The organism is Pseudomonas sp. P108, assembly GCF_032613195.1.
Lineage (GTDB): Bacteria > Pseudomonadota > Gammaproteobacteria > Pseudomonadales > Pseudomonadaceae > Aquipseudomonas.
On the sequence record NZ_CP126691.1, the window covers coordinates 421,306 to 445,225 of the forward strand.

General features: G+C 60.0%; 23 protein-coding genes and 1 pseudogene. 8 read left to right on the forward strand and 16 right to left on the reverse strand.

Annotation, left to right across the window (positions count from 1 at the left end):
* Positions 1 to 24 precede the first annotated feature (24 nt).
* The 5 genes from QOM10_RS01845 to QOM10_RS01865 all read left to right on the forward strand — a co-directional run bounded on the left by QOM10_RS01845 (position 25) and on the right by QOM10_RS01865 (position 7,361).
* A complete protein-coding gene (locus QOM10_RS01845) occupies positions 25 to 1,809 on the forward strand; it encodes a glucan biosynthesis protein G (RefSeq protein ID WP_316917487.1) in 1,785 nt (594 codons plus the stop codon).
* A complete protein-coding gene (mdoH, locus tag QOM10_RS01850; RefSeq protein ID WP_316917488.1) occupies positions 1,802 to 4,372 on the forward strand; it encodes a glucans biosynthesis glucosyltransferase MdoH in 2,571 nt (856 codons plus the stop codon). Before QOM10_RS01845 ends, mdoH begins: the two co-directional genes overlap by 8 nt.
* A 375-nt stretch (positions 4,373 to 4,747) precedes the next feature.
* Positions 4,748 to 5,545, forward strand: coding sequence for a transporter substrate-binding domain-containing protein (locus tag QOM10_RS01855; RefSeq protein WP_034152980.1), 798 nt, complete (start codon positions 4,748 to 4,750; stop codon positions 5,543 to 5,545).
* Positions 5,546 to 5,674: 129 nt separating this feature from the next.
* Positions 5,675 to 6,634 carry an amino acid ABC transporter permease gene (locus tag QOM10_RS01860; protein ID WP_316917489.1) on the forward strand — a complete coding sequence of 320 codons (960 nt, stop codon included), beginning with the start codon at positions 5,675 to 5,677 and terminating at the stop codon, positions 6,632 to 6,634.
* On the forward strand, positions 6,627 to 7,361 hold the full coding sequence (locus QOM10_RS01865; RefSeq protein ID WP_095120739.1) for an amino acid ABC transporter ATP-binding protein: 735 nt from the start codon (positions 6,627 to 6,629) through the stop codon (positions 7,359 to 7,361). The genes QOM10_RS01860 and QOM10_RS01865 overlap by 8 nt, the downstream gene beginning before the upstream one ends.
* 122 nt (positions 7,362 to 7,483) lie before the next feature.
* Here QOM10_RS01865 and QOM10_RS31195 read toward each other — a convergent pair whose 3' ends face one another.
* The 11 genes and pseudogenes from QOM10_RS31195 to ubiE form a co-directional block, all read right to left on the reverse strand.
* Positions 7,484 to 8,356 (reverse strand): methyl-accepting chemotaxis protein, encoded by an 873-nt coding sequence (locus tag QOM10_RS31195; RefSeq protein WP_371857741.1) that lies wholly within the window; start codon positions 8,354 to 8,356, stop codon positions 7,484 to 7,486.
* Positions 8,339 to 9,400 (reverse strand): annotated as a pseudogene (locus QOM10_RS31200) (methyl-accepting chemotaxis protein); the annotation flags it as partial. The gene QOM10_RS31195 and the pseudogene QOM10_RS31200, both read right to left, overlap by 18 nt.
* A 200-nt stretch (positions 9,401 to 9,600) precedes the next feature.
* The gene (locus QOM10_RS01875; protein ID WP_160037922.1) at positions 9,601 to 10,308 is read right to left on the reverse strand and encodes a 16S rRNA (uracil(1498)-N(3))-methyltransferase; all 708 of its coding nucleotides are present in this window, start codon (positions 10,306 to 10,308) and stop codon (positions 9,601 to 9,603) included.
* The gene (gene tatC / locus QOM10_RS01880; protein ID WP_007909342.1) at positions 10,305 to 11,096 is read right to left on the reverse strand and encodes a twin-arginine translocase subunit TatC; all 792 of its coding nucleotides are present in this window, start codon (positions 11,094 to 11,096) and stop codon (positions 10,305 to 10,307) included. The genes QOM10_RS01875 and tatC overlap by 4 nt, the downstream gene beginning before the upstream one ends.
* Positions 11,093 to 11,551: a Sec-independent protein translocase protein TatB gene (tatB, locus tag QOM10_RS01885; protein WP_095120736.1), complete on the reverse strand. Its 459-nt coding sequence runs from the start codon at positions 11,549 to 11,551 to the stop codon at positions 11,093 to 11,095. The genes tatC and tatB overlap by 4 nt, the downstream gene beginning before the upstream one ends.
* A 10-nt stretch (positions 11,552 to 11,561) precedes the next feature.
* Positions 11,562 to 11,843 (reverse strand): twin-arginine translocase TatA/TatE family subunit, encoded by a 282-nt coding sequence (locus tag QOM10_RS01890; protein WP_003220847.1) that lies wholly within the window; start codon positions 11,841 to 11,843, stop codon positions 11,562 to 11,564.
* A gap of 25 nt (positions 11,844 to 11,868) precedes the next feature.
* Positions 11,869 to 12,201 carry a phosphoribosyl-ATP diphosphatase gene (locus QOM10_RS01895; RefSeq protein WP_003220849.1) on the reverse strand — a complete coding sequence of 111 codons (333 nt, stop codon included), beginning with the start codon at positions 12,199 to 12,201 and terminating at the stop codon, positions 11,869 to 11,871.
* Entirely contained in the window at positions 12,194 to 12,595 is a 402-nt protein-coding gene (gene hisI / locus QOM10_RS01900; RefSeq protein WP_007909357.1) for a phosphoribosyl-AMP cyclohydrolase, read from the reverse strand. Before hisI ends, QOM10_RS01895 begins: the two co-directional genes overlap by 8 nt.
* A gap of 120 nt (positions 12,596 to 12,715) precedes the next feature.
* A complete protein-coding gene (gene ubiB / locus QOM10_RS01905) occupies positions 12,716 to 14,320 on the reverse strand; it encodes a ubiquinone biosynthesis regulatory protein kinase UbiB (RefSeq protein WP_038360035.1) in 1,605 nt (534 codons plus the stop codon).
* Positions 14,317 to 14,940 carry an SCP2 domain-containing protein gene (locus QOM10_RS01910; RefSeq protein WP_034152973.1) on the reverse strand — a complete coding sequence of 208 codons (624 nt, stop codon included), beginning with the start codon at positions 14,938 to 14,940 and terminating at the stop codon, positions 14,317 to 14,319. The genes ubiB and QOM10_RS01910 overlap by 4 nt, the downstream gene beginning before the upstream one ends.
* Entirely contained in the window at positions 14,940 to 15,710 is a 771-nt protein-coding gene (gene ubiE, locus QOM10_RS01915; protein ID WP_008080626.1) for a bifunctional demethylmenaquinone methyltransferase/2-methoxy-6-polyprenyl-1,4-benzoquinol methylase UbiE, read from the reverse strand. Before ubiE ends, QOM10_RS01910 begins: the two co-directional genes overlap by 1 nt.
* A 166-nt stretch (positions 15,711 to 15,876) precedes the next feature.
* On the opposite strand from ubiE, the gene QOM10_RS01920 reads away from it, so the two are divergent.
* The 3 genes from QOM10_RS01920 (at position 15,877) to QOM10_RS01930 (ending at position 17,740) form a co-directional block, all read left to right on the forward strand.
* Positions 15,877 to 16,152 (forward strand): polyhydroxyalkanoic acid system family protein, encoded by a 276-nt coding sequence (locus QOM10_RS01920; RefSeq protein ID WP_077570393.1) that lies wholly within the window; start codon positions 15,877 to 15,879, stop codon positions 16,150 to 16,152.
* 243 nt (positions 16,153 to 16,395) lie between these two features.
* A complete protein-coding gene (locus tag QOM10_RS01925; RefSeq protein WP_025110281.1) occupies positions 16,396 to 16,818 on the forward strand; it encodes a phasin family protein in 423 nt (140 codons plus the stop codon).
* A gap of 10 nt (positions 16,819 to 16,828) precedes the next feature.
* Positions 16,829 to 17,740, forward strand: a complete 912-nt coding sequence (locus tag QOM10_RS01930) for a phasin family protein (RefSeq protein ID WP_316917490.1) — start codon at positions 16,829 to 16,831, stop codon at positions 17,738 to 17,740.
* A 253-nt stretch (positions 17,741 to 17,993) separates the two neighbouring features.
* On the opposite strand, the gene QOM10_RS01935 is transcribed toward QOM10_RS01930, so the two are convergent.
* From QOM10_RS01935 to QOM10_RS01955, 5 genes are all read right to left on the reverse strand, one after another.
* Positions 17,994 to 18,614 (reverse strand): TetR/AcrR family transcriptional regulator, encoded by a 621-nt coding sequence (locus tag QOM10_RS01935; protein ID WP_127925521.1) that lies wholly within the window; start codon positions 18,612 to 18,614, stop codon positions 17,994 to 17,996.
* A gap of 30 nt (positions 18,615 to 18,644) precedes the next feature.
* Complete coding sequence (gene phaC / locus QOM10_RS01940; protein WP_316917491.1) at positions 18,645 to 20,327, reverse strand: class II poly(R)-hydroxyalkanoic acid synthase; 1,683 nt, start codon at positions 20,325 to 20,327, stop codon at positions 18,645 to 18,647.
* A gap of 139 nt (positions 20,328 to 20,466) precedes the next feature.
* On the reverse strand, positions 20,467 to 21,321 hold the full coding sequence (gene phaZ / locus QOM10_RS01945) for a poly(3-hydroxyalkanoate) depolymerase (protein WP_034152967.1): 855 nt from the start codon (positions 21,319 to 21,321) through the stop codon (positions 20,467 to 20,469).
* Between the two features lie 147 nt (positions 21,322 to 21,468).
* Positions 21,469 to 23,148 carry a class II poly(R)-hydroxyalkanoic acid synthase gene (gene phaC, locus QOM10_RS01950; RefSeq protein WP_127925523.1) on the reverse strand — a complete coding sequence of 560 codons (1,680 nt, stop codon included), beginning with the start codon at positions 23,146 to 23,148 and terminating at the stop codon, positions 21,469 to 21,471.
* 258 nt (positions 23,149 to 23,406) lie between these two features.
* Entirely contained in the window at positions 23,407 to 23,778 is a 372-nt protein-coding gene (locus QOM10_RS01955; RefSeq protein WP_174245039.1) for a gamma-butyrobetaine hydroxylase-like domain-containing protein, read from the reverse strand.
* Positions 23,779 to 23,920: the final 142 nt, after the last annotated feature.

Here is a 23,920-nt window from a genome sequence, read left to right on the forward strand (position 1 = left end):
GTTAGTCCCTGTAATGCAGCAAAAATGTCTGCCAAACGCATGCGAAGTGCCCTGGTAGCGGGTTCGGCGCTCCTGTGCCTGCTCAGCGCCGGCCAGCTTTGGGCGTTCAATCTTGACGATGTATCGGCGAAGGCTAAAGAACTGGCCGGGCAGAAGTTCGAAGCCCCGCGCAGCAACCTGCCGAACGAATTCCGCGACATGAAGTTCGCGGATTATCAGAAAATCCGCTTCCTCACCGAAAAGGCTGAGTGGGCTGATCAGAAGACCCCGTTCAAACTGTCCTTCTATCACCAGGGTATGCACTTCGATACACCGGTGAAAATCAACGAAATCACGGCGAACACCGTCGAAGAGATCAAATACGATCCGACGCGCTTCGATTTCGGCGACCTGAAATTCGATCCGAAAGCCACCGAACAACTGGGTTATGCCGGTTTCCGTGTGCTGTACCCGATCAACAAGGCCGACAAGCAAGACGAAATCATGACCATGCTCGGCGCGAGTTACTTCCGCGTTGTCGGCAAGGGCCACACCTACGGCCTCTCGGCCCGTGGTCTGGCGATTGATACCGCACTGCCGTCGGGCGAAGAATTCCCGCGTTTCCGCGAGTTCTGGATTCAACAGCCGAAGCCGGGCGACAAGCACCTGGTGATTTTCGCCCTGCTGGATTCGCCGCGCGCCACCGGTGCCTACCGTCTGATCCTGCGTCCGGGCAGCGACACCATTGTCGACGTCAAAGCGCAGATGTTCCTGCGTGACAAGGTTGGCAAACTGGGCATCGCGCCGCTGACCAGCATGTTCCTGTTCGGCGCCAACCAGCCGTCGAAAGTCCTCAACTACCGTCGCGAACTGCATGACTCCAGCGGTCTGTCGATTCATGCCGGCAACGGCGAGTGGATCTGGCGTCCCCTGAACAACCCGAAACACCTGGCCGTGAGCAACTTCAGCGTCGAGAACCCGCGTGGTTTCGGTCTGCTGCAACGTGGCCGCGACTTCAGCCACTACGAAGACCTCGACGACCGCTACGACAAGCGCCCAAGCGCCTGGATCGAGCCGAAGGGCGAGTGGGGCAAAGGCACCGTTGATCTGGTAGAGATTCCAACTGCCGATGAAACCAACGACAACATCGTTGCGTTCTGGAGCCCGGAAAAAATGCCGGAGCCGGGTCAGCCGCTGGACTTCGCTTACCGCATGCACTGGACCATGGACGAAGCGGCGATTCATGCGCCGGACAGCGCCTGGGTATCGCAGACCCTGCGTTCGACCGGTGACGTCAAGCAATCGAACCTGATCCGTCAGCCGGATGGCAGCGTTGCTTACCTGGTCGACTTCGAAGGTCCATCGCTGGCTGCTCTGGCACCGGATGCCGACGTGCGCAGTCAGGTCAGTGTCGGCGATAACGCCGAGCTGGTTGAGAACAGCGTGCGCTACAACCCGGAAACCAAGGGCTGGCGCTTGACCCTGCGCATGAAGATCAAGGACGCGAGCAAGTCGACCGAGATGCGTGCCGCGCTGGTGCAGCCAATCGTCACGGCTGATCTGGCCAAGTCTTCGGTGCCGGCGTCCAACTCGTCCGTTGCCAAGGCCGACAAGGTTGCCGCCAAGCAACAAGAGAAAATCGACAAGGAAGCCAAAGCCGCCGAGGCCAAACAGGCCGACGCCAAGCCAGCTGCAGATGCCAAGGACAAGGCCAACAAAGACGCCAAGCAGCCAGTTGCTGCCGACGCGGCCCCAGCCACACCGGAATCGGCGCCGACTGAAGAAGTCCTGACCGAGACCTGGAGCTATCAGTTGCCTGCCGATGAGTAACTCTCAAGTACAGCCAGAGACTCTGTCCGAGTATCTGGCGCATCTGCCGATGACCGACGAGCAGCGCGCGGAACTCGCGGGTTGCCAGTCGTTCAGCGAGCTGCATGAACGCCTGTCGTCCTCGACGTTCGACGCCCCTGCCGAGGCCGCCCAGGCTTCGGTCGGCAAGCGCCTGACCCTGAGCACCGCCGAAGAACTTGAAGACGCGGAGATGCTGGTGCTCGACGCCAGTGGTCGCGTCAGCATGAAGGCGACGCCGCCGATCCGTCGGACCAAGGTCGTGCCGGAGCCGTGGCGCACCAATATTCTGGTGCGTGGCTGGCGCCGTATGACCGGCCGCACCAACCCGCCACAACCGCCGAAAGACGAAAACGTCCTGCCGGCCGCGCGCTGGCGCACCGTCGGTTCGATCCGCCGCTACATTCTGTTGCTGCTGATGCTCGGCCAGACCATCGTTGCCGGCTGGTACATGAAAGGCATCATGCCGTACCAGGGCTGGTCGTTCGTCGATCTCGAAGAAGTCCTGCACCAGCCGCTGCTGCAAACCGCCACGCAAGTGCTGCCGTATGCGCTGCAAACCAGCATCCTGATTCTGTTTGGGATTCTGTTCTGCTGGGTCTCGGCCGGTTTCTGGACCGCGTTGATGGGCTTCCTCGAGTTGCTCACCGGTCACGATAAATACCGTATCTCCGGCAAAAGCGCCGGCAACGAGCCGATTGCCAAAGACGCGCGCACCGCGTTGGTCATGCCGATCTGCAACGAAGACGTACCGCGCGTGTTCGCCGGTCTGCGCGCAACGTTCGAGTCGGTGGCTGCTACTGGTGATCTGGATCGCTTCGACTTTTTCGTCCTCAGCGACAGTAACGACACCGACATCTGCGTCGCCGAGCAACAAGCCTGGCTGGATGTCTGCCGCGAAGCCAAGGGCTTCGGCAAGATCTTCTACCGTCGCCGTCGCCGTCGTGTGAAACGCAAGAGCGGCAACCTCGATGACTTCTGCCGTCGCTGGGGCGGTGACTACAAGTACATGGTCGTCCTCGACGCCGACTCGGTGATGAGCGGCGAGTGCCTGACCAGTCTGGTGCGCTTGATGGAAGCCACGCCGGACGCCGGGATCATCCAGACCGCGCCGCGTGCGTCGGGCATGGACACCCTGTATGCGCGCATGCAGCAGTTTGCGACCCGCGTTTATGGCCCGCTGTTTACCGCCGGTCTGCACTTCTGGCAGTTGGGTGAATCCCACTACTGGGGTCACAACGCGATCATCCGCATGAAGCCGTTTATCGACCACTGCGCCTTGGCGCCGTTGCCGGGCAAGGGCGCGTTCTCCGGTGCGATTCTGTCTCACGACTTCGTTGAAGCCGCGCTGATGCGCCGTGCCGGTTGGGGCGTGTGGATTGCCTACGACCTGCCGGGCAGCTACGAAGAACTGCCGCCGAACCTGCTCGACGAACTCAAGCGTGACCGTCGCTGGTGCCACGGCAACCTGATGAACTTCCGTCTGTTCCTGGTCAAAGGCATGCACCCGGTGCACCGTGCGGTGTTCCTGACGGGCGTGATGTCGTACCTGTCGGCGCCGTTGTGGTTCTTCTTCCTGGTGTTGTCGACCGCGCTGCTGGCGGTGAACACGCTGATGGAGCCGCAGTACTTCCTCGAACCGCGTCAGCTCTATCCGCTGTGGCCACAATGGCACCCGGACAAGGCGATCGCGCTGTTCTCGACGACCATCGTGCTGCTGTTCCTGCCGAAACTGTTGAGCATCATCCTGATCTGGGCCAAGGGCGCGAAAGAGTTCGGCGGCAAGTTCAAGGTGACCCTGTCGATGCTGCTGGAGATGCTGTTCTCCATGCTGCTGGCGCCGGTGCGGATGATTTTCCACACCCGTTTCGTTCTGGCCGCGTTCCTCGGCTGGGCCGCGACCTGGAATTCCCCGCAGCGTGACGACGACTCGACGCCATGGAGCGAAGCGGTCAAGCGCCACGGCCCGCAGACCCTGCTGGGCTTCTGCTGGGCGCTGCTGGTGATCTGGCTGAACCCGAGCTTCCTCTGGTGGCTGGTGCCGATCGTCGGTTCGCTGATGCTGTCGATCCCGGTATCGGTGATCTCCAGCCGTGTCGGGCTGGGTCTGAAGTCCCGTGACGAGAGCCTGTTCCTCATCCCTGAGGAATACAATCCGCCACAGGCGCTGCTGGCGACCGATCAGTACACCCACGAAAATCGTTACCACGCCCTCAACGACGGCTTTGTCCGCGCAGTGGTCGATCCACAGCAGAACGCTTTGGCGTGCTCGCTGGCGACCTCCCGTCACGGTCAGGCCGAGCCGATCGAGTGGCTGCGTCAGGAACGTGTGCGTCACGCGATCAAGGTTGGCCCGGCCGGGCTGAACAACCATGATCGTCTGCAACTGCTGAGCGACCCTGTGGCACTGGCGCGTTTGCACGAGCAGGTCTGGGCGGAAGGTCACACTGAGTGGCTGGATGCGTGGCGGGCTTCGGTGAAAGCTGATCCGCATGCGCCGCTGCTGCCGTTGCGACCGGTGAGCCTGCAGGCTCAGCCGGCCTGATAAAGAAACCCCGCGATAATGCGGGGTTTTTTTATGGCGCTGAAAAGCCCCTCACCCTAGCCCTCTCCCCGAGGGAGAGGGGACCGATTGGGGGATGCTGCAGAGCTACGCCGACCTGATCTTGCTGTGCTGAATCCATAATCGACTCGATCTTTCAGGTCGGCGTATAGCTTGAGACACCTCGGTCGGCCCCCTCTCCCTAGGGGAGAGGGCTGGGGTGAGGGTCAGCTCTTGATTGTTAAACAAATCGTCCATTAAACCTTGTGCAAAAAAACGAGTGCGTTAGCATCCGTCCCCGAATTGGCGCACCCGGGCTTTTTTGCCTGTCTCTGTTGGTTTTCGCGCCGCACACGCAATGGTTTTGGGGACTTGAAGATGAAGAAGTATCTGTCGATGCTGCTGGTCGGCGTCACGGCACTGGTTGCAGTCAATGCGGCGCAGGCCGGCGCAATCGATGACGCGGTCAAGCGCGGCACGTTGAAAGTCGGTATGGATCCGACCTACATGCCGTTCGAAATGACCAACAAGCGCGGCGAAATCATCGGTTTTGAAGTCGACATCCTCAAAGCCATGTCCAAGGCTATGGGCGTCAAACTGGAACTGGTTTCGACCGGGTACGACGGCATCATCCCGGCGCTGATGACCGACAAGTTCGACATGATCGGCAGCGGCATGACCCTGACTCAGGAACGCAATCTGCGCCTGAACTTCAGCGAACCGTTCATCGTGGTCGGCCAGACCCTGCTGATCCGCAAGGAGCTGGAAGGCACCATCAAGTCGTACAAAGACCTGAACACCGCCGACTACCGCATCACCTCCAAGCTCGGCACCACCGGTGAGATGGTCGCCAAGAAGCTGATCTCCAAAGCCAAGTACCACGGCTACGACAACGAGCAGGAAGCCGTGCTCGACGTGGTCAACGGCAAAGCGGATGCCTTCATCTACGATGCGCCGTACAACGTGGTTGCGGTGACCAAGGTCGGTGCCGGCAAACTGGTGTTCCTCGATAAACCGTTCACCTACGAGCCTTTGGCGTTTGGTCTGAAGAAGGGTGACTACGACAGCCTCAACTTCATCAACAACTTCCTGCACCAGATCCACGAAGACGGCACCTACGATCGCATCCATGACAAGTGGTTCAAGAGCACCGAGTGGCTCAAGGACATGGAATAACGCCGGTCTGCCAGACCGCGTCGCCCCTTTCGCGAGCAGGCTCGCTCCCACATTGGAATGCATCCCTCTGTGGGAGCGAGCTTGCTCGCGAAGAGGCCCTCCAGAGCAACACAAAATCCGGAACCTGCAATGAAACAGAAAAAAGCCCAATGGCCCTGGCACGTCCTCACCGTGCTGGTGCTGGTCGGCCTCGCGGGCGCGTTGTATTACGCGACGTCGCTGATGTCCTACGAATGGCGCTGGAACCGCGTGCCGCAGTACTTCGCCTATCAGGCTGAAGAAACCCAGCGTGCCACTGACATTTCCACCGTCACCGAACTGGTGCGCAAGGGCAGCAGCGCTGTCGTCACTCTGCGCAACGACGCCGGTGACGAGCAGCACCTGACCGTCGACGAGAACAGCCTGCAATTCGCTCAGGGCGACGATGTGGCTGAAGGCGACGTCGTGGGCGTGACCCGCCATTGGGCGGCAGGACCGCTGCTGTGGGGGCTGTGGACGACACTTTGGCTGTCGGTGGTGTCCGGGATTCTCGGCTTGCTGATCGGTCTGGTCACCGGCCTCTGCCGTCTGTCGAACAACCCGACCCTGCGCGACCTCTCGACGATCTACGTCGAACTGGTGCGCGGCACGCCGCTGCTGGTGCAGATTTTCATTTTCTATTTTTTCATCGGCACGGTGATGAATCTGTCCCGCGAATTCGCCGGGATCGCCGCGCTGTCGCTGTTCACTGGCGCCTACGTGGCCGAGATCATCCGTTCCGGCGTGCAGTCGATCGCCCGTGGCCAGAACGAAGCGGCGCGCTCGCTCGGTCTGAGTGCCGGTCAATCGATGCGCCACGTGGTGCTGCCGCAAGCGTTCAAACGCGTGCTGCCGCCGCTGGCCGGGCAGTTCATCAGTCTGGTCAAGGACACCTCGCTGGTGTCGGTGATCGCCATCACCGAGCTGCTGAAAAGCGGCCGTGAAGTCATCACCACCTCGTTTTCGCCGTTCGAAATCCTGTTCTGCGTCGCCGGTCTGTACCTGTTGATCAACCTGCCGCTGTCGAAAATCGCCAGCCGGCTTGAGCGGAGGCTCGCGCAAAGTGATTGAAGTCCGCGATCTGGTAAAAGTCTTCGACACCCGTGGGCAAGTGGTGCGCGCGGTGGATAACGTCAGTACCACGGTGGCCAAGGGCGAAGTGCTGGTGGTCATCGGCCCGTCCGGTTCCGGCAAATCGACCTTCCTGCGCTGCCTCAATGGCCTGGAAGAATTCGATTCCGGCTCGGTGAGCATCGACGGCCTGCAACTGGCCGACCCGAAAACCGACGTCAACGCCTACCGTCGCGAAGTCGGCATGGTCTTTCAGCATTTCAACCTGTTCCCGCACATGACCGTGCTGGAAAACCTCTGTCTGGCGCAGAAAGTCGTGCGCAAGCGCGGCAAGAAAGAGCGCGAAGCCAAGGCGATGGAGTTGCTGCAAAAGGTCGGGATTGCGCAGAAGGCCAACGAGTTTCCGTCACGCCTGTCCGGCGGTCAGCAACAGCGCGTGGCGATTGCCCGGGCGCTGGCGATGGAGCCGAAGGTCATGCTGTTCGATGAGCCGACCTCGGCGCTCGACCCGGAAATGGTCGGCGAGGTGCTGGACGTGATGAAGAACCTGGCCGTGGAAGGCATGACCATGGTCTGCGTGACCCACGAGATGGGCTTTGCCCGGGAAGTGGCGGATCGGGTGTTGTTCTTCGATCACGGTAAATTGCTTGAAGATGCTGCACCGGCAGAGTTCTTTGATGCGCCGAAGGATCCGCGCGCTCAGGCCTTCTTGCGTCAGGTCTTGTAGTACCAGATCGTTCCCACGCTCCGCGTGGGAATGCCGCCCGGGACGCTCCGCGTCCCTTTGTATGCGCGACGCGGAGCGTCGCAGGATGCATTCCCACGCAGAGCGTGGGAACGATCATTGGGCTAGACCTTGAATCGACCGACCAGCATCTGCAGATGGGTCCCCAGACGTGCCAGCTCAACGCTGGACGCCGCAGTTTCTTCACTCGCTGCCGACGTCTGATCCGAGACATCCCGCACATTCAGCACGCTACGGTTGATCTCTTCCGCCACTGCACTCTGCTGCTCGGCCGCTGCCGCAATCTGCTGGTTCATCGCTTGAATCGCCGACACGGTGCGGGTGATGCTTTCCAGCGAACCGCCCGCGCGACGGGTCAACTCAACACTGCTGTCGGTCAGGGTGCGGCTGTTGTCCATGATCGTCGCCACTTGCTGGGTGCCGTTTTGCAGGCCGACGATCAGCTCCTCGATCTCTTCGGTGGACTTTTGCGTACGTTGCGCGAGGCTGCGCACTTCATCGGCAACCACGGCAAACCCACGCCCGGCTTCACCGGCACGCGCAGCCTCGATGGCGGCGTTGAGGGCCAGCAGGTTGGTTTGCTGAGCGACCGACTTGATCACGTCGAGGACGCTGCCGATCTTGTCGCTTTCGCGCTTCAGTTCGCCCATGGCCTCGGTCGAGTGACCGACTTCAACGGCCAGACGCTCGATCTGTGCGATCGCTTCGCCCACCACTTTGTCGCCTTCGCGAGCCTGTTGGTCAGCGGCAACGGCGGCTTCGGAAGCTTCTTCGGCGTTACGCGCGACTTCCTGCACAGTGGCGGCCATTTCGTTCATGGCGGTGGCGACCTGATCGGTCTCGATCTTCTGATTGTTGACCCCGGCGCTGGTCTGCTCGGTCACCGCCGACAGTTCTTCGGCAGCACTGGCGATCTGGGTGACGCCATCGCTGATGCCGCCCACCAGTTCACGCAGGCCTTGGGTCATGCTCTGCATCGAGCGTTGCAGTTGGCCCAATTCGTCACGACGCAGGGACACCAGATTGTGGGTCAGGTCACCGGCAGCGACGCGCTCGGCAACTTTCAAGGTCTGGTTCAGCGGGATGATGATCTGGCGAGTGATCGCCCAAGCGGCCAGCAGACCGAACGCCACGGCCAGCGCGGTGGCGATCAGCAGCAGGTTCTTGGCGCGTGCGGCGTCAGTGTCGCGAACCACGGTCTGCGATTCGGTCAGTTTCTTGCTGACGGCGATCAAAATGTCGCCCTGAGCAGACATGTTGGCCAGTGCTGCAGCGTTTTTTACTTGAGAATCACGGAATTGCGCCACGGCTGCACGGTAAGCCTTAAGCGAGTCGGTGGCTTGCTGCAGGTTGGCGATATGCTGATCTGGGACGCGGGACGGCAGGCTTTCGAGGTTTTTCAGGGCATTGTCGATCGCGGTCAGGGCTGGTTGCTCGGCATCGGCCTTGCCGCTGTAGGTGTAACCGCGCACCTGATAGCGCGCTTGCTGCAGCAGTTTGCTCAGTTCGATCACCGCGTTGTATTGCGCGACGCTGTCGCCTTGCAGTAGTGCGCTCTCGACCTCGCCGACCTTGGACACGGCATTGTCGGCATTGGCGCCTAGTTTGCTGCGTGCGTCTTCACGTTGCACGGTGGCCTGTGTCATTTCGCCGAAGGCACGCTTGTATTCGGCCACGGCAGCCAATTGTTGATCGACCATCGCCACATCGGACGGCTGCTCGATCATGCCGCGCGCCGATTGCAGGCCGCTTTCGAGTTTGCTCAGGAATTCGTTGACCGTGCCCGGTCCCTGCTCGCCTCGACGCATGTCGTAGTCCATGCGCGCGAGGCGCAGGTCCTTGGTCAGCTCATTGAGGCTTGAGATAAAACCGAGCTTGTCACCACGGCTGATAATGCCGCTCATGCCGGTCCAGCCGGTGAAGGTGATCAACAGTGTCAGCAACAGCACCAGGCCGAAACCGATTCCCAGCTTGCGTTTGACGCTGACGTTTCCAAGACTCTCGGCTAACCAACGGTACATGCGACGACTCCCCGACCACTAATTGGACTTATGGAGAGGGTATCGGCCGAGTGATGGCAATCTGTAACACCATTTATCCGCCGGCCCTGCACGGTATCAATGTAGGAGCTGCCGAAGGCTGCGATCTTTTGATCTTGCTTCTAAAAACAACATCAAAAGATCGCAGCCTGCGGCAGCTCCTACAGGGGAGCGGTGTTTGGTTAGAAGAGGCGGGCGAGCAGGGCGGTGACGGCGGTTTCGACGCGCAGGATACGTTCGCCGAGTTGCACTGGTTGCAGGCCGGACTTGGCCAGCAGATCGATTTCGTAAGGAATCCAGCCGCCTTCGGGGCCGATGGCCAACGTCACTGGTTCGCTCAAGGCGCGCGGGCACGGCGGATAGTTACCCGGATGGCCGACCAAACCGAGGGTGCCGTCGGTAATCGCCGGCAACCGATCTTCAACGAAAGGCTTGAAGCGCTTCTCGATGATGATCTCCGGCAGCACGGTGTCGCGCGCCTGTTCGAGGCCGAGGATCAAATTTTCGCGAATCGCCTCAGGCTCAAGAAACGGCGTCTGCCAGAAACTCTTCTCGACCCGATAGCTGTTGACCAGAATTACCTTCGACACGCCCATGGTCGCCACGGTTTGAAACACCCGGCGGAGCATTTTCGGACGCGGCAGCGCCAGCACGAGAGTCAACGGCAGTTTGGCCGGTGGCGGCTGATCGAGAGTGACGCGCAGCTCGGCTTCACCCGCTTCCAGTCGCAGCAGCTCAGCCGAACCCATCAGCCCGTTGATCCGGCCAACACGCAGGCTGTCACCGACTTCCGAACGGTGAACTTCCTGCATATGGGTCAGGCGTCGATCACGCAGCACTACGCGGTCGGCCGCAATGAAATCGGCCTCTTCGAGCAACAGCAGGTTCATGCCTGGGTCGCTGGCGGCTGGTCGTTGTGGTCGTCGGCCGGGTTCTCGTCCGGACGTTCGCGCTTGCTGATCAAGCCACCGAACAGAATGCCGATTTCAAACAGCATCCACATCGGCACGGCCAGCAGGGTCTGCGAGAAGATGTCCGGCGGCGTCAGGATCATGCCGACCACGAAGCAGCCGATGATCACGTACGGGCGGATTTTCTTCAGGTAGGCGACGTCGACCACGCCGATCCACACGAGCAGCACCACGGCTACCGGGATTTCGAACGCCACGCCGAAGGCGAAGAACAGCGTCATGACGAAATCGAGGTAACTGGCGATGTCGGTCATCATTTCCACGCCGGCCGGGGTGGCTGCAGCGAAGAATTTGAAGATCAGCGGGAACACGAAGTAATAGGCGAACGCCATGCCGGTATAGAACAGCAGAATGCTCGACACCAGCAGCGGCACTGCAATGCGTTTCTCATGCTTGTACAGGCCCGGCGCGATAAAACCCCAGATCTGATGCAGGATCACCGGGATCGCGAGGAACAGCGAAACCATCATCGTCAGCTTCAGTGGCGTCAGGAACGGCGACGACACGTCAGTGGCGATCATCGTCGCGCCGACTGGCAGGTACTGGCGCAGCGGCGTCGAGACGAAGGTGTAGATCTGCTGGGTGAACGCAAACAGCCCGGCAAAGATGATGAAGATCGCCGCCACACAACGCAGCAGGCGGGTGCGCAACTCGGTGAGGTGCGAAACCAGCGGCATGTGCTGGTCGTTTTCGGGGAGATCGCTCATGGGGCTCGCGGCGGCAAAGTGGTGTCGTGTGGCGCTGGTGTGATCGGCGCGGCGTTTGGCGCAACGTGTTCAACAGATTGTTCCACAGCGGCTGGCGCCGGCTCTGTCGGTGTTACAACGGCAGCGGGTGCCGGTGCTGGCGTAACAGGCGCGGTCGGCGCATGAATCGTCTGCTGACCCACATGCTCAACCGGCGTCGGTTCCTGTTGAACCGGACTGAAAATCTTCCGCGCCTCCTGCTCCAGCGACAGAATGTGCTCGTTGTGCAGTTGCCGACGGATCTCGTCGGCACCGATTTCACGTTCAACTTCCTGTTTGATCGCGTTGAAGCTGCGCTTCAGCCGACCGACCCACAGGCCGGCGGTGCGCGCAGCGCCCGGCAGACGCTCGGGGCCCAGCACCAGCAGGGCGACGAGGCCGACGAGCAGCAGTTCAGAGAAGCTGATACCAAACATTAGTCAGTGCTCACACGTCTTTGCGGATCGGCTCTTCGACTTTCTGCGCCTGCACGTCGATGGTGTGCGGCGGGTTGGCCTGAGCGGTGGCTTGCGGCTGCACCGGTGGCACTGGCTGTGCAGGCGTCACGGTAGGATCAGCGGCCGGTTTTTCGTCGTCGTTCATGGCTTTGCGAAAGCCCTTGATCGACTCGCCAACGTCGGTGCCGAGGTTTTTCAGTTTCTTGGTGCCGAACACCAGCACCACGACAACCAGAATGACGATCCAGTGTTTCCAGTCAAAAATGCCCATGTTGCTGTTCCTCTCTAAAAATTGTTCAGGCGGACGGACGCGAGGCTTTCTCGACGTGTCCGGACAGGCCGAAGCGACGGTCCAGTTCATCCAGTACGGCCTGCGGATGCTGCCCCAGTTGGGCGAGCATGACCATGCTGTGGAACCACAGGTCGGCGGTCTCGTAGATCACGTCGCTGCAGTCGCCGCTGATGGCGGCGTCCTTGGCGGCAATAATGGTTTCGACCGACTCTTCGCCGACTTTCTCCAGAATCTTGTTCAAACCCTTGTGATACAGACTAGCCACATAGGAGCTGTCGGCGGCTGCGCCTTTGCGCTCTTCAAGTACCTGAGCGAGGCGGGTCAGGGTGTCACTCATGTTTGTGTCCTGCGGAATAGATTGCGTGCGGATCTTTGAGGACCGGGTCGACTGTCTTCCAGTCGCCGTTTTCGAAGACACGATAAAAGCAGCTTTGACGGCCGGTATGGCAAGCGATGTCGCCGATCTGTTCAACCATCAGGATGATCACATCGGCGTCACAGTCCAGACGCATCTCATGCAGCGTCTGCACATGGCCGGACTCTTCGCCCTTGCGCCACAGCTTGCCACGGGAACGTGACCAGTAGATTGCACGGTTTTCCGCAGCGGTCAGTTCGAGCGCCTCGCGGTTCATCCAGGCCATCATCAGCACGCGTCCGGTCTTGTGATCCTGGGCAATCGCCGGCACCAGGCCATCAGCGTCCCACTTGATCTCGTCCAGCCAGTTTTTCATCTTCAATTCCCGAAACGCAGCTACAAGCTTTGAGCTTCAAGCTGCAAGTAAAAGCAGATTGCGGTGTTCCAGTATCGTCAGGCTTGCAGCTCGCAGCTTATAACTTGCAGCTGATTCGTGCTATCGGCGAACGACCAGATACAAGCCGACTGCCACCATGATTCCCGCAGGCCAATGCCCCAATTCGTGCAGCGGGCCACCGATGGCGAGGATTACCCCGCCGGCCAGATGCGCGCAACCGAGCAGGCGCAGGAACCAGTCGTCCTTGCGTTTATGCCATGGCGGCGGTGGGTCGTAGGCGTGCGGCTGGGACATGCGTTCGAGCAGATCGCGAGCCATGTTGGCCAAATGCGGCAGCTGTTCGAACTGGCTCTGCACGTTGCCGAGCAAGGCTTTCGGGCTGACGCGCTCGCGCATCCAGCGCTCCAGAAACGGCTGCGCGGTGTTCCACAGATCCAGATCCGGATACAACTGGCGGCCGAGGCCTTCGATGTTCAGCAAGGTCTTTTGCAACAGAACGAGTTGCGGCTGCACTTCCATGTTGAAGCGTCGTGCGGTCTGGAACAGACGCATCAGCACCTGGCCAAATGAAATATCTTTTAACGGTTTTTCGAAGATCGGTTCGCACACCGTACGGATCGCCGCTTCGAATTCGTTGAGTTTGGTTTCCGCCGGCACCCAGCCCGAGTCGATGTGCAGTTGCGCCACACGACGGTAGTCACGCTTGAAGAACGCGAACAGATTGCGCGCCAGATAATCCTGATCTTCCGGGGTCAGGCTGCCGACGATGCCGCAGTCGATCGCAATGTATTGCGGGCTCCACGGATTGACGGTGCTGACAAAAATGTTGCCCGGGTGCATGTCGGCGTGGAAGAAACTGTCGCGGAACACTTGAGTGAAGAAAATCTCCACACCGCGTTCGGCAAGCATTTTCATGTCGGTGCGCTGGTCGGCGAGGGTCGCTAGATCCGTCACCTGAATGCCGTAGATGCGTTCCATCACCAGCACTTTCGGCCGGCACCAGTCCCAGTAGACCTGCGGCACGTAGAGCAGCGGCGAACCTTCGAAGTTGCGCTTCAACTGGCTGGCGTTGGCCGCTTCGCGCAGCAGATCCAATTCGTCGTAGATGGTTTTTTCGTAGTCCTGGACCACGTCGACCGGGTGCAGCAAACGCGCGTCGGCCGAGAGTTTTTCAGCGGCGCGGGCGAGGATGAACAGCCACGCCAGATCCTGCGCGATGATCGGCTTCAGACCCGGACGGATCACTTTGACCACGACTTCTTCGCCGGTTTTCAGCTGCGCGGCATGTACCTGCGCCACCGAAGCTGAGGCCAGCGGTTCGACGTCGAAACGGCTGAACACGTCGCTGATTTTCTTGCCCAGCTGTTCTTCGATCAGCTTGATCGACAGCTGCGAATCGAACGGCGGCACGCGGTCCTGCAGCAGCATCAGTTCATCGGCGATGTCTTCCGGCAGCAGGTCACGGCGGGTCGAGAGAATCTGTCCGAATTTGATGAAAATCGGCCCGAGATCCTGCAGCGCCAGGCGCAGACGCGCCCCCCGGCTAAGGTCCAGCGGCTTGCGCGGGAACCAGCGCCACGGCAGCACATAGCGCAGCGCCAGGAGAAACCAGGGCAGCGGCAGATCGAACAGCAGGTCATCTAGGCGGTAGCGGATCACGACAGACTGGATGCGCAGCAGACGGCGGACGGCGAGCAGCTTCATGCGTTATCGCTTGGGTCGAGGGATCGGGAAAGGCGCTCGAAACGCGCCTCGAGACGTTCCAGATCAAGTTTGATCCGGTCCAGTTCGCTGAACCGCGCTTCGGCTTCGCGCTGCCCGACAAGGGTGCGCGATTCTTCGGCGAGGTATTCGGCGAGGTTCTGGTTGAGGCTGGCAAATCCTTGTTGATACCAGCGTGCGCGGCTACGCAGGTGGCCACCGACCAGTTGCGTGGCGACCGGGCCGAGCCAGCGCGAGAGTTCGTACTCCCAGTCCAGCTCAAGGTCTTGCAGCACACCGGCCAGCTCCAGCAGCACGCCGCTGTCGCCATCGAGCTCGACTTCCGGGGCGTGCAGCACCGCGGTCTTGTCTTTGCTCACGGCCAGTTTGATCAGGCTCGAGGCCGGCGCACGCAGGGTGCAGTCGACAGCGGTTTCCCAGTGCGAGGCCAGCATCAAACCTTCGTCGCTCGGCAAGATGAACAGTTGCAGCGCCGGGCTGCGGCAGTCGACGGCAATCACCTTGCCGGTCAAATGCGCCAGCCGCGGCAACGCCGTGCTGTCGAGACGCAGCACCCGGTTGAGGCCGAGTTCAACGCTGGCGAGCAGCCCGGTGAGCAACATCAGGGCTTGATGCCGCGGTGCAGGGCGACGATGCCTGCGGTCATGTTGTGATAGGTCACGCGGTCGAAACCGGCGTCGACCATCATCGACTTCAGGGTTTCCTGATTCGGGTGCATGCGGATCGATTCGGCCAGATAGCGATAGCTTTCCGAGTCGTTGGTGATCAGCTTGCCCATCAGCGGCATGAAGGCGAACGAGTAAGCGTCGTAGGCCTTCGACATCAGCGCGTTGGTTGGCTTGGAGAATTCCAGCACCAACAGACGACCGCCGGGCTTGAGCACGCGCAGCATCGAACGCAGGGCGTCTTCTTTGTGCGTCACGTTGCGCAGGCCGAAAGCGATGGTCACGCAGTCGAAGTGGTTGTCCGGGAACGGCAGTTTTTCCGCGTCCGCCTGAACAAACTCTACGTTGCCGGCGACACCCAGATCGAGCAGACGATCACGGCCGACCTTGAGCATCGATTCGTTGATGTCGGCCAGCACCACCTGACCGGTCGGGCCGACCAGGTGCGAGAATTTTTTGGTCAGGTCACCGGTACCGCCGGCGATGTCGAGCACGCGGTTACCGCTGCGCACACCCGAGAGTTCGATCGCGAAACGCTTCCACAGACGGTGCATGCCGCCCGACAGAAGGTCATTCATCAGGTCGTACTTGGCGGCTACCGAGTGGAAAACCTCAGCGACTTTTTCCGCTTTCTGGCTTTCCGGAACGTTTTTGAAGCCGAAGTGAGTGGTGGGTTCGGCATCGCTGCCTTTGCGCTGATCAGTCATATCGCTGTCACCAAAAGAGAATGCGCGACATTCTAATCCCCAAGCCATGCTTTGTCTTGGAATGGCTAAAGGTAAGATGGGCAACCTTCGGGACGATTTGCCGCAGCGGCGGTCAAGATTTACCGACACATCTTTTTCGCCCCATTCAAAAAGCAGGAGTCAATCAATGGCCAAAATCACTGTTGAGCGTGCCCACAATCTGGGCAAGGAAGCCGCCCGCGAGAAGGCCGACAAGCTGGCGCAGAAACTCTCCGAGCAATATGGCCTGGAGCCGCAATGGTCGGGTGACACCTTGAACCTCAAGCGCTCGGGCGTGAAAGGCGCGGTGCATGTGGCGGACGATTCGATCAAGGTCGACGTGGAACTGGGCATCATGATGTCGGCCATGAGCGGCATGATCAAAGCCGAGATCGAGAAGGCCCTCGATAAAGCGTTGGTCTGATTCCCGCTTGAAACGCGATCCCCTGTAGGAGCGAGCCTGCTCGCGATAGCGGTCTGTCAGTCGACATCATTTTTGACTGATACACCGCTATCGCGAGCAGGCTCGCTCCTACATTTGTTTTGTGGTGCTCCTGCTGTTTATGTCAGTTGTTAGGGTGCCGTTTCTAATTTTTCTGCCTACTTTGTGCCTGAGCCCGACACTTTCGCGGGCAGTTCCTCAAACCTTCTGCGCGTGAGGTGCACCATGGCCAAAGTAATTTTGAAGAAAAAAATCGACGCTTCGACTTCTGCTCTGAGCGACGTCAAATCCTATGCCCGCAAGATCTGGCTGGCAGGCCTGGGTGCCTACGCCAAGGTCGGCCAAGAGGGTAGCGAGTACTTTCAAGAGTTGATCAAGGCTGGTCAAACTGTTGAAAAGAAAGGCAAAAAAGCCGTCACCGAAAAACTCGAAGCGGCCAACGCCGAGATCGATGAAGCCAAGAGCGAAGTGAGTTCTTTCAAAGGTCGTGTCGAAGTTCAACTCGACAAGGTCGAGAAGGCGTTCGACTCCCGCGTAGCAAGCGCCTTGAATCGTATCGGCATTCCGTCTAAACATGACGTTGAGACACTCTCTGCTAAGCTCGATGAGCTGACGGCATTGCTCGAACGCGTCGCGCGTAAATCTTAAGGAGAACGGGATGGCTGGTAAAAAGAACACCGATAAAGAAGGCAGCTCGTGGATCGGGAAAGTCGAAGACTACTCCCGCAAGATCTGGCTGGCTGGTTTAGGCGTGTACTCGAAGATCGATACTGACGGCAGCAAGCTCTTCGATACATTGGTCAAAGACGGCGAGAAAGCCGAGAAGCTCACCAAGTCCGCAGTCGGCAAAAAAGTCGATGCCGCCAAGGACTCCGCTTCTTCGGCCAAGTCGCGCATCAGCGGCGTGAAAGATCGCGCACTGGGCAAGTGGGACGAGCTGGAAGGGGCTTTCGACAAGCGCCTGAACAGCGCGATTTCGCGCCTGGGTGTACCGAGCCGCAATGAGGTCAAGGCACTTAACAGCAAGGTCGACACACTGACCAAACAGATCGAAAAACTCACCGGTCTGAAGGCTCAACCTGTGGCGGCGAAAACCGCTGCGGCAAAACCGGCGGCGAAAACCGCAGCGGCCAAACCAGCGGCAAAATCCGCTGCCAAGCCATTGGCTAAAGCTGCCGCTAAACCCGCAGCAAAAGCAGCGGCCAAGCCTGCAGCGAAAACCGCTGCCGCCAAGCCAGCAGCCAAAGCAGCCGCCAAACCGGTTGCCGCCAAAGCCGCAGCCAAACCGGCAGCAAAACCTGCGGCCAAAACTGCAGCGAAACCAGCCGCGAAAACCGCTGCCGCCAAACCGGCTGCCAAGCCAGCAGCCAAACCGGCTGCGGCGAAAAAACCGGCAGTGAAAAAACCGGCCGCGTCGAAAGCCGCAGCGCCGAAGCCAGCAGCACCTGCTGCAGCCAAGCCGGCCACCCCGGCAGCTCCGGTGAGCGCGTCGAACTCCGCCGCGGCACCGACTCCGGTGGCTACCCCGACTGCTGCATCGACCCCGTCGACGCCAACCAGTCAGTCCTGATTCTTCAGGGCAAAACAAAACGCCCGGCCTGTGAAGGTCGGGCGTTTTTGTATCTGAATTCCAACAGCCCCTCACCCTAGCCCTCTCCCAGAGGGAGAGGGGACCGACCGAGGTGTCTCACGCTATACGCCGACCTGAAAGACCTTATCGATTATGGATTCGGTAACGCACTGTCAGGTCGGCGTACTTCTACAGCATCCCCCAATCAGTCCCCTCTCCCTCCGGGAGAGGGCTAGGGTGAGGGGCTTTTGATTCAGTCATGGTCTTCAAGATACTGAAGAGCCATCCGCTCCGTGGCGACCTTAACCGGCGGCAACAAATGCGGCGCCACCAGCATCATGATCTGATAAACCACCAGCCTCACTTCCCCCTCACGATCCAGAATCCGCTGATAATCCAGCGAAAACAGCAACGTCATGGTGATCTGCTCCACCAACTGCCCCAACGCCTGCGTATCACTGACCAACTGCCCCGCAGCCTTCAACCGCGCCAACAACGACGCCAGCGTGCGCTTCAGCGCATTGAGCAGATGTCGAATCCCCTTGGCCAGCTTCGGCAAGCGCCCGGCGAGGTTCGACAGGTCCTGAAACAGAAAGCGGTACTGCGCCAGCCGCTCGACGATCAAATGCAGAAACAGCCAGTAATCTTCCGGCGCCAACTCCACATCCGATGGTGGATCAAGCAGCGGCGCCAGTTCATTCTGGAAGCGGTCGAACAACCCGAGAATCAGCGGTTCCTTGCCGTGAAAGTGGTAGTAGAGGTTGCCCGGGCTGATCCCCATTTCGTTGGCCACCTCCATGGTGGAGACGTTCGGCTCGCCCTTTTCGTTGAACAATTGCAGAGCACATTCGAGAATCCGGTCGCGGGTTTTCATCCAGTCTTCTTAGAAAAGTTCGGTTAAGCGTCAGCGCACACGCACGTAAGTACCGGGCGCGGCCTCCATCGGTGGATAGTTCGGATTGCCGAGGGTGAACGAGGTTTCGTGCTGGGCGCCGGAGCGTTGCTGAATCCACTCCAGCCACTGCGGCCACCAACTGCCATCGACGTGCTTGCCGTCGTAATACCAGGCGCGCGGGTCGCTGCTCATCTTGCCGTTTTCGACGTATGCGGCTTTCGGGTTGCTCGGCGGGTTGAGAATGCTCTGCACGTGGCCGCTGTTGGACAGCACGAAACGCCGGTCACCGCCAAGCAGCAGGGTCGAGCGATACACCGCATCCCACGGCGTGATGTGGTCGTTCATACCGGCGACACTGAAGCTGTCGACGGTGACTTTTTGCAGGTCGATCGGCGTGCCGCACACTTCCAGTCCACCCGGATGGGTCAGTGGGTTGTGCTTGAAGAAGTCCAGCAGGTCACCATGAAACGCTGCGGGCAGACGCGTGTTGTCGTTGTTCCAGTAGAGAATGTCGAAGGCCGGCGGTTCTTTGCCCAACAGGTAGTTGTTGACGAAGTAGCTCCAGATCAAATCGTTGGGGCGCATCCAGGCGAAGATCCTGGCCATGTCGCGACCGTCGAGCACGCCTTTCTGATAGGAACGGCGCTTGGCGGCTTCAAGGGTCTGTTCATCGGCGAATAGCGTGGCCGGGGTTTCGATCTGGCTGTCGAGCAGGCTCACCAGATAGGTCGCGCTGGAGACGCGGCGCAGTTGCCGTTTGGCCTGCAAATGGCCTTGCAGGGCGGCAATGGTCAGGCCGCCGGCGCAGGCGCCCATCAGGTTGACCTCGCGGGCGCCGGTGATCGCCCGGCAGATGTTCATCGCTTCTTCCACCGCTTCGACGTAGGTCGACAGGCCCCATTCGCGATGGCGTACATCCGGGTTGCGCCAACTGATCATGAAGGTCTGCAGACCGTTTTTCAGCGCGTACTGGACGAAACTGTTGTGCGGGCTCAGGTCGAAAATGTAGTACTTGTTGATTTGCGGCGGCACCACCAGCAGCGGCTTGGCGTACTGCTTTTCGCTCATCGGTCGGTACTGGATCAGCTCAAGCAGATCGTTGCGGAACACCACCGAACCGGTGGTGGTGGCGACGGTCTTGCCGACCTCGAAAGCCTGTTTGGTTACCTGACGTGGCAGGCCGTCGTTGTGCAGCAAATCATCGAACAAATGGCTGAGGCCGCGCACCAGACTGTGCCCACCGGAGTTGAACAGCTCCTTGACCGCCAGCGGGTTGAGCAGGGTGTTGGACGGCGCCACGGCGTCGTTGAGCAGGGTGAAGGCGAAGTGCGCGCGGGCGCGATCGTCATCGCTCATGCTGCTTTCGTCGATCCAGCTTTTGACCTGCTTCTGCCAGGCCAGATAAGCCTGCAGGCTGCGCCGGTAAAACGGGTTCAGGCTCCACGCCGGATCAGCGAAACGGCTGTCGTTCGGATTGGTCGGGTGCAGGGTTTCGCCGAGCAGCACGCGGCCCAATTGACCGCCGAGTTTCAACGCGTGCTTCGCACTGTGAATCGGATTGCGCAGGCCATGGGCGGCGATGCTGCGCAAGGTCGAGATCAGGTCCCGGCCACGCAGACCGGTGATCGCACTTTGTGCGTTGATGAACACGGCGGGGCTGGGCACTACGCCCGTCGCTGGTTTGTCGCGCATGACTCAACACTCCTTCGTCTTCAGGTCAAAAACAAACTCACCGAACCAGAACACCATAGACGCTGTTGCGGGTTGCTGCCTGCGCGGCGTCCTGCCGCGCACTCTTTCTTAAAGCACTGCATAAAGCCTGCCGACGAAGTTAACCGCCGAGCGGTGTCGGATGCGGGTGCATTACTGCACGCTGACGTTCCTCCTGGAGAAACTTCATGATGATCGGCGCCACCGCTTCGGCGCGGGTAATCAGGAACAGATGACCGTCGTCGATGATGTGCAGTTGGGCGTTGGGAATGCGCCAGGCGAGCATGCGCATGTTGATCAGCGGGATCAGCGGATCGTCATCGCCGGCCAGCACCAGCGTCGGCTGATGGATCTTGTGCAGCCAATGAATACTCGTCCAGCCAAGGCCAGCGAAAAGTTGCCAGTAATAGCCCAGCTTGCCCGCCGAACGGACTTTAGCCGCGTGGCTGGCGGCCAGGGTCGGATCGCGGCGGAACGAGCCGCCGTAGATCAGCGGGGCGATGCGGATCACGTGGGAAGGCTGAATGTAGCGCCGCGGACTGGCCATCATCCACAGCACTTTCGGTTTGCCCGGCACCATCACGGCACCGGCCGCGGTCGCCGCCAGCACCAGTTTCTTGCAGCGCTCGGGGTAGTCGTAGGCGAACTGCTGCGCGAGTGCGCCACCCCACGACACGCCGATGACGTTGACCTGGCCGTAGTCGAGGTAATCGAGCATCCGTGACGTCAGCTTGGCCAGCCCGGGAAAGCGATACGGACGGTTCGGCGTCGAGGAACCGCCGACACCGGGCACGTCGAAGGCGATCACTTCCAGATCCGGGTCCAGCGCCGCGACAAACGGAAACACCAGCTCCAGGTTGGCGCCGATGCCATTGAAAATCAGCAAGGGCGTCAAGTGAGGCTTGCCGGGGCGTACCGCCGTGCGGAGGGTCTGGCCATCCAGATCGACGGTACGGAATATGAACGGTTGCGGCATGCTTCAGGCCCTGTGGATTTCAAGTACACCCCGCCCCCTGTGGGAGCGAGCCTGCTCGCGAAGGCGTCGTGTCAGCCAACATCGATGTTGATTGAATGAGCGCTTTCGCGAGCAGGCTCGCTCCCACAATGACAAGGTGGGTGTCAGTTACCGCTCATGTACATAAGTGCCCGGCGAGGCTTCACCCGCCGGATACGCCTTGTTGCCCAGTTTCACCGGGGCCTTTTTCAGGTTGCCCGAGCGCTCGGCCTGCCACGTCTGCCAGTACAGCCACCAGGAGTCGGTGTGCTTGGTCGAGTTCTCTTGCCATTCATCGGCATTGGCAGCCACTTCTTCGCTGGTCATGTAACGCGATTTCGGGTTGCCCGGCGGGTTCAGAATGCTCTGGATATGCCCGCTGCTCGACAACACGAATTCCACCTTGCCACCGAACAACTGCGCCGACTTGTAGCAGGACTTCCACGGGGTGATGTGGTCATTGGTGCCGGCCAGCGAGAAGATGTCGGCCGTGACCTGCTTGAGGTCGATCGGCGTGCCGCACACTTCCAGTGCATTCGGGCGGATCAGTGGGTTGTTTTTGAACATCTCGATCAGGTCGCCGTGGAACGCGGCGGGCAACCGGGTGGTGTCGTTGTTCCAGAACAGGATGTCGAACACCGGAGGCTCGTTGCCGAGCAGGTAGTTGTTGACCCAGTAGTTCCAGATCAGGTCGTTCGGGCGCATCCAGGCGAAGACCTTGGCCATGTCTTTGCCTTCGAGCACGCCGGCCTGATACGAATGGCGCTTGGCGGTCTCCAGGGTCTGCTCGTCGACGAACAGGGCGACGTCGCTGTCCAGGGTGGTGTCGAGCACGCTGACCAGCAGCGTGAGGGCGTTGACCTTCTTCTCGCCGATCGCCGCGTAGTGGCCGAGCAGGGCGGTGCAGGTGATGCCGCCGGAGCAGGCGCCGAGCATGTTCACGTCTTTGCTGCCGGTGATCGCGGTGACCACGTCGACGGCTTCTTTCAGCGCATCGATATAGGTCGACAGGCCCCATTCGCGCTGGGCCTTGGTCGGGTTGCGCCAGCTGACGATGAACGTCTGCACGTTATTGCGCAGGCAGAAGCGCGCCAGACTCTTGTCCGGGCTCAAATCGAATACGTAGAACTTGTTGATCTGCGGCGGCACCACCAGCAATGGACGCTCGTGGACTTGCTCGGTGATCGGCTTGTACTGGATCAGCTCCAGCACGTCGTTGCGAAACACCACCGCGCCTTCGGTGACACCGAGGCTCTTGCCGACCTCGAACGCGCCCATGTTGACCTGGCTCGGCATGCCGCCGTTGTGTACCAGATCCTTGGCCAGATGCGAGAGGCCATCGAGCAGGCTTTTGCCGCCGGTTTCGAAAAAGCGTTTTACCGCGGCCGGGTTGGCAGCAGTGTTGGTCGGGGCCATGGCTTCGGTCATCAGGTTGATGACGAAGTGGCCGCGCGCGATGTCCTTGGGTGACAGGCTGCTGTCGTCGATCCAGGCGTGGAGTTCCTTGCGCCACGCCAGATAAGTTTGCAGATAACGTTTGTAGAGCGGGTTCTGGCTCCACGCAGGATCAGCGAAGCGACGGTCATCGCCAGCCGGTTGCAGTTCGGATTTGCCGAACAACACGTTCTTCAGTTCGAGGCCGAAATGGGTGACGTGTTTGACGCTATGGATCGGTTGTTTAATGGCCTGTTTCAGCACCATACGAGCAGAGGCCAGCAGATCCTTTCCGCGTAGCCCAACGACGGGATTAAGCCCCAGGGTGTTTTCCGAGGCTTGGTACTTCAGGTCATCGTTATTCTTGTTACTCATCTACGACGCTCCATTGTCCTGAGACGAGTACCCGGTTTTCTGCTGTGCAGTTCCACAGCCAATGCCAGGTACTACTGCTCGGGTGACCGTTAATTCTGCATAGCTGCTTTACAGTCGTAGAGCACTGCAGGGAACTTGCCAGCTCCATTGGTTACCCGAGTTTAATTTTTTTCGCAAGCGGGCCGATCCTCGGCCACACAGCAGAGCATTCAAACAGATGAATTTAGAAAATGCCCTCTAATGAGCGCAAGGCACGGGCTAGAGCATCAGCTTGACGACTGACTCGTTCGGATCGCGGGTCTTGCCCGCCGCTTTGAGCTCGGCCAGATAATCGGCCCAGAGTGCGTCATGACGTCGCCCCAACTCGTAGAGATAATCCCAGGTGAACAAGCCGCTGTCGTGACCGTCGTCGAAGGTCAGTTTCAGTGCGTAGTGACCGGCCGGTTCCAGCTTGCTCAGACCGACGTTGAGCTTGCCGAATTGCAGGATCGGTTTGCCGTGGCCCTGGACCTCGGCGGAGGGGGAGTGCACGCGCAGGTATTCGGCGGGCAGGGTGTATTCCTCGCCGGACGCGTAGGTGAGCGTCAGGGTTTTCGAGGCTTTGTGCAGTTTGATGTCGGTGGGGATCATGAGCAGGTATCCGTCTGGTGCGGAACCTTGTGGGAGCGAGCCTGCTCGCGAAAGCGGTGGTTCAGTCAACACAAGGGTTGAATGTACTGCCGTCTTCGCGAGCGGGCTCGCTCCCACAGTTCCATTACATCTGTAAGAGTGG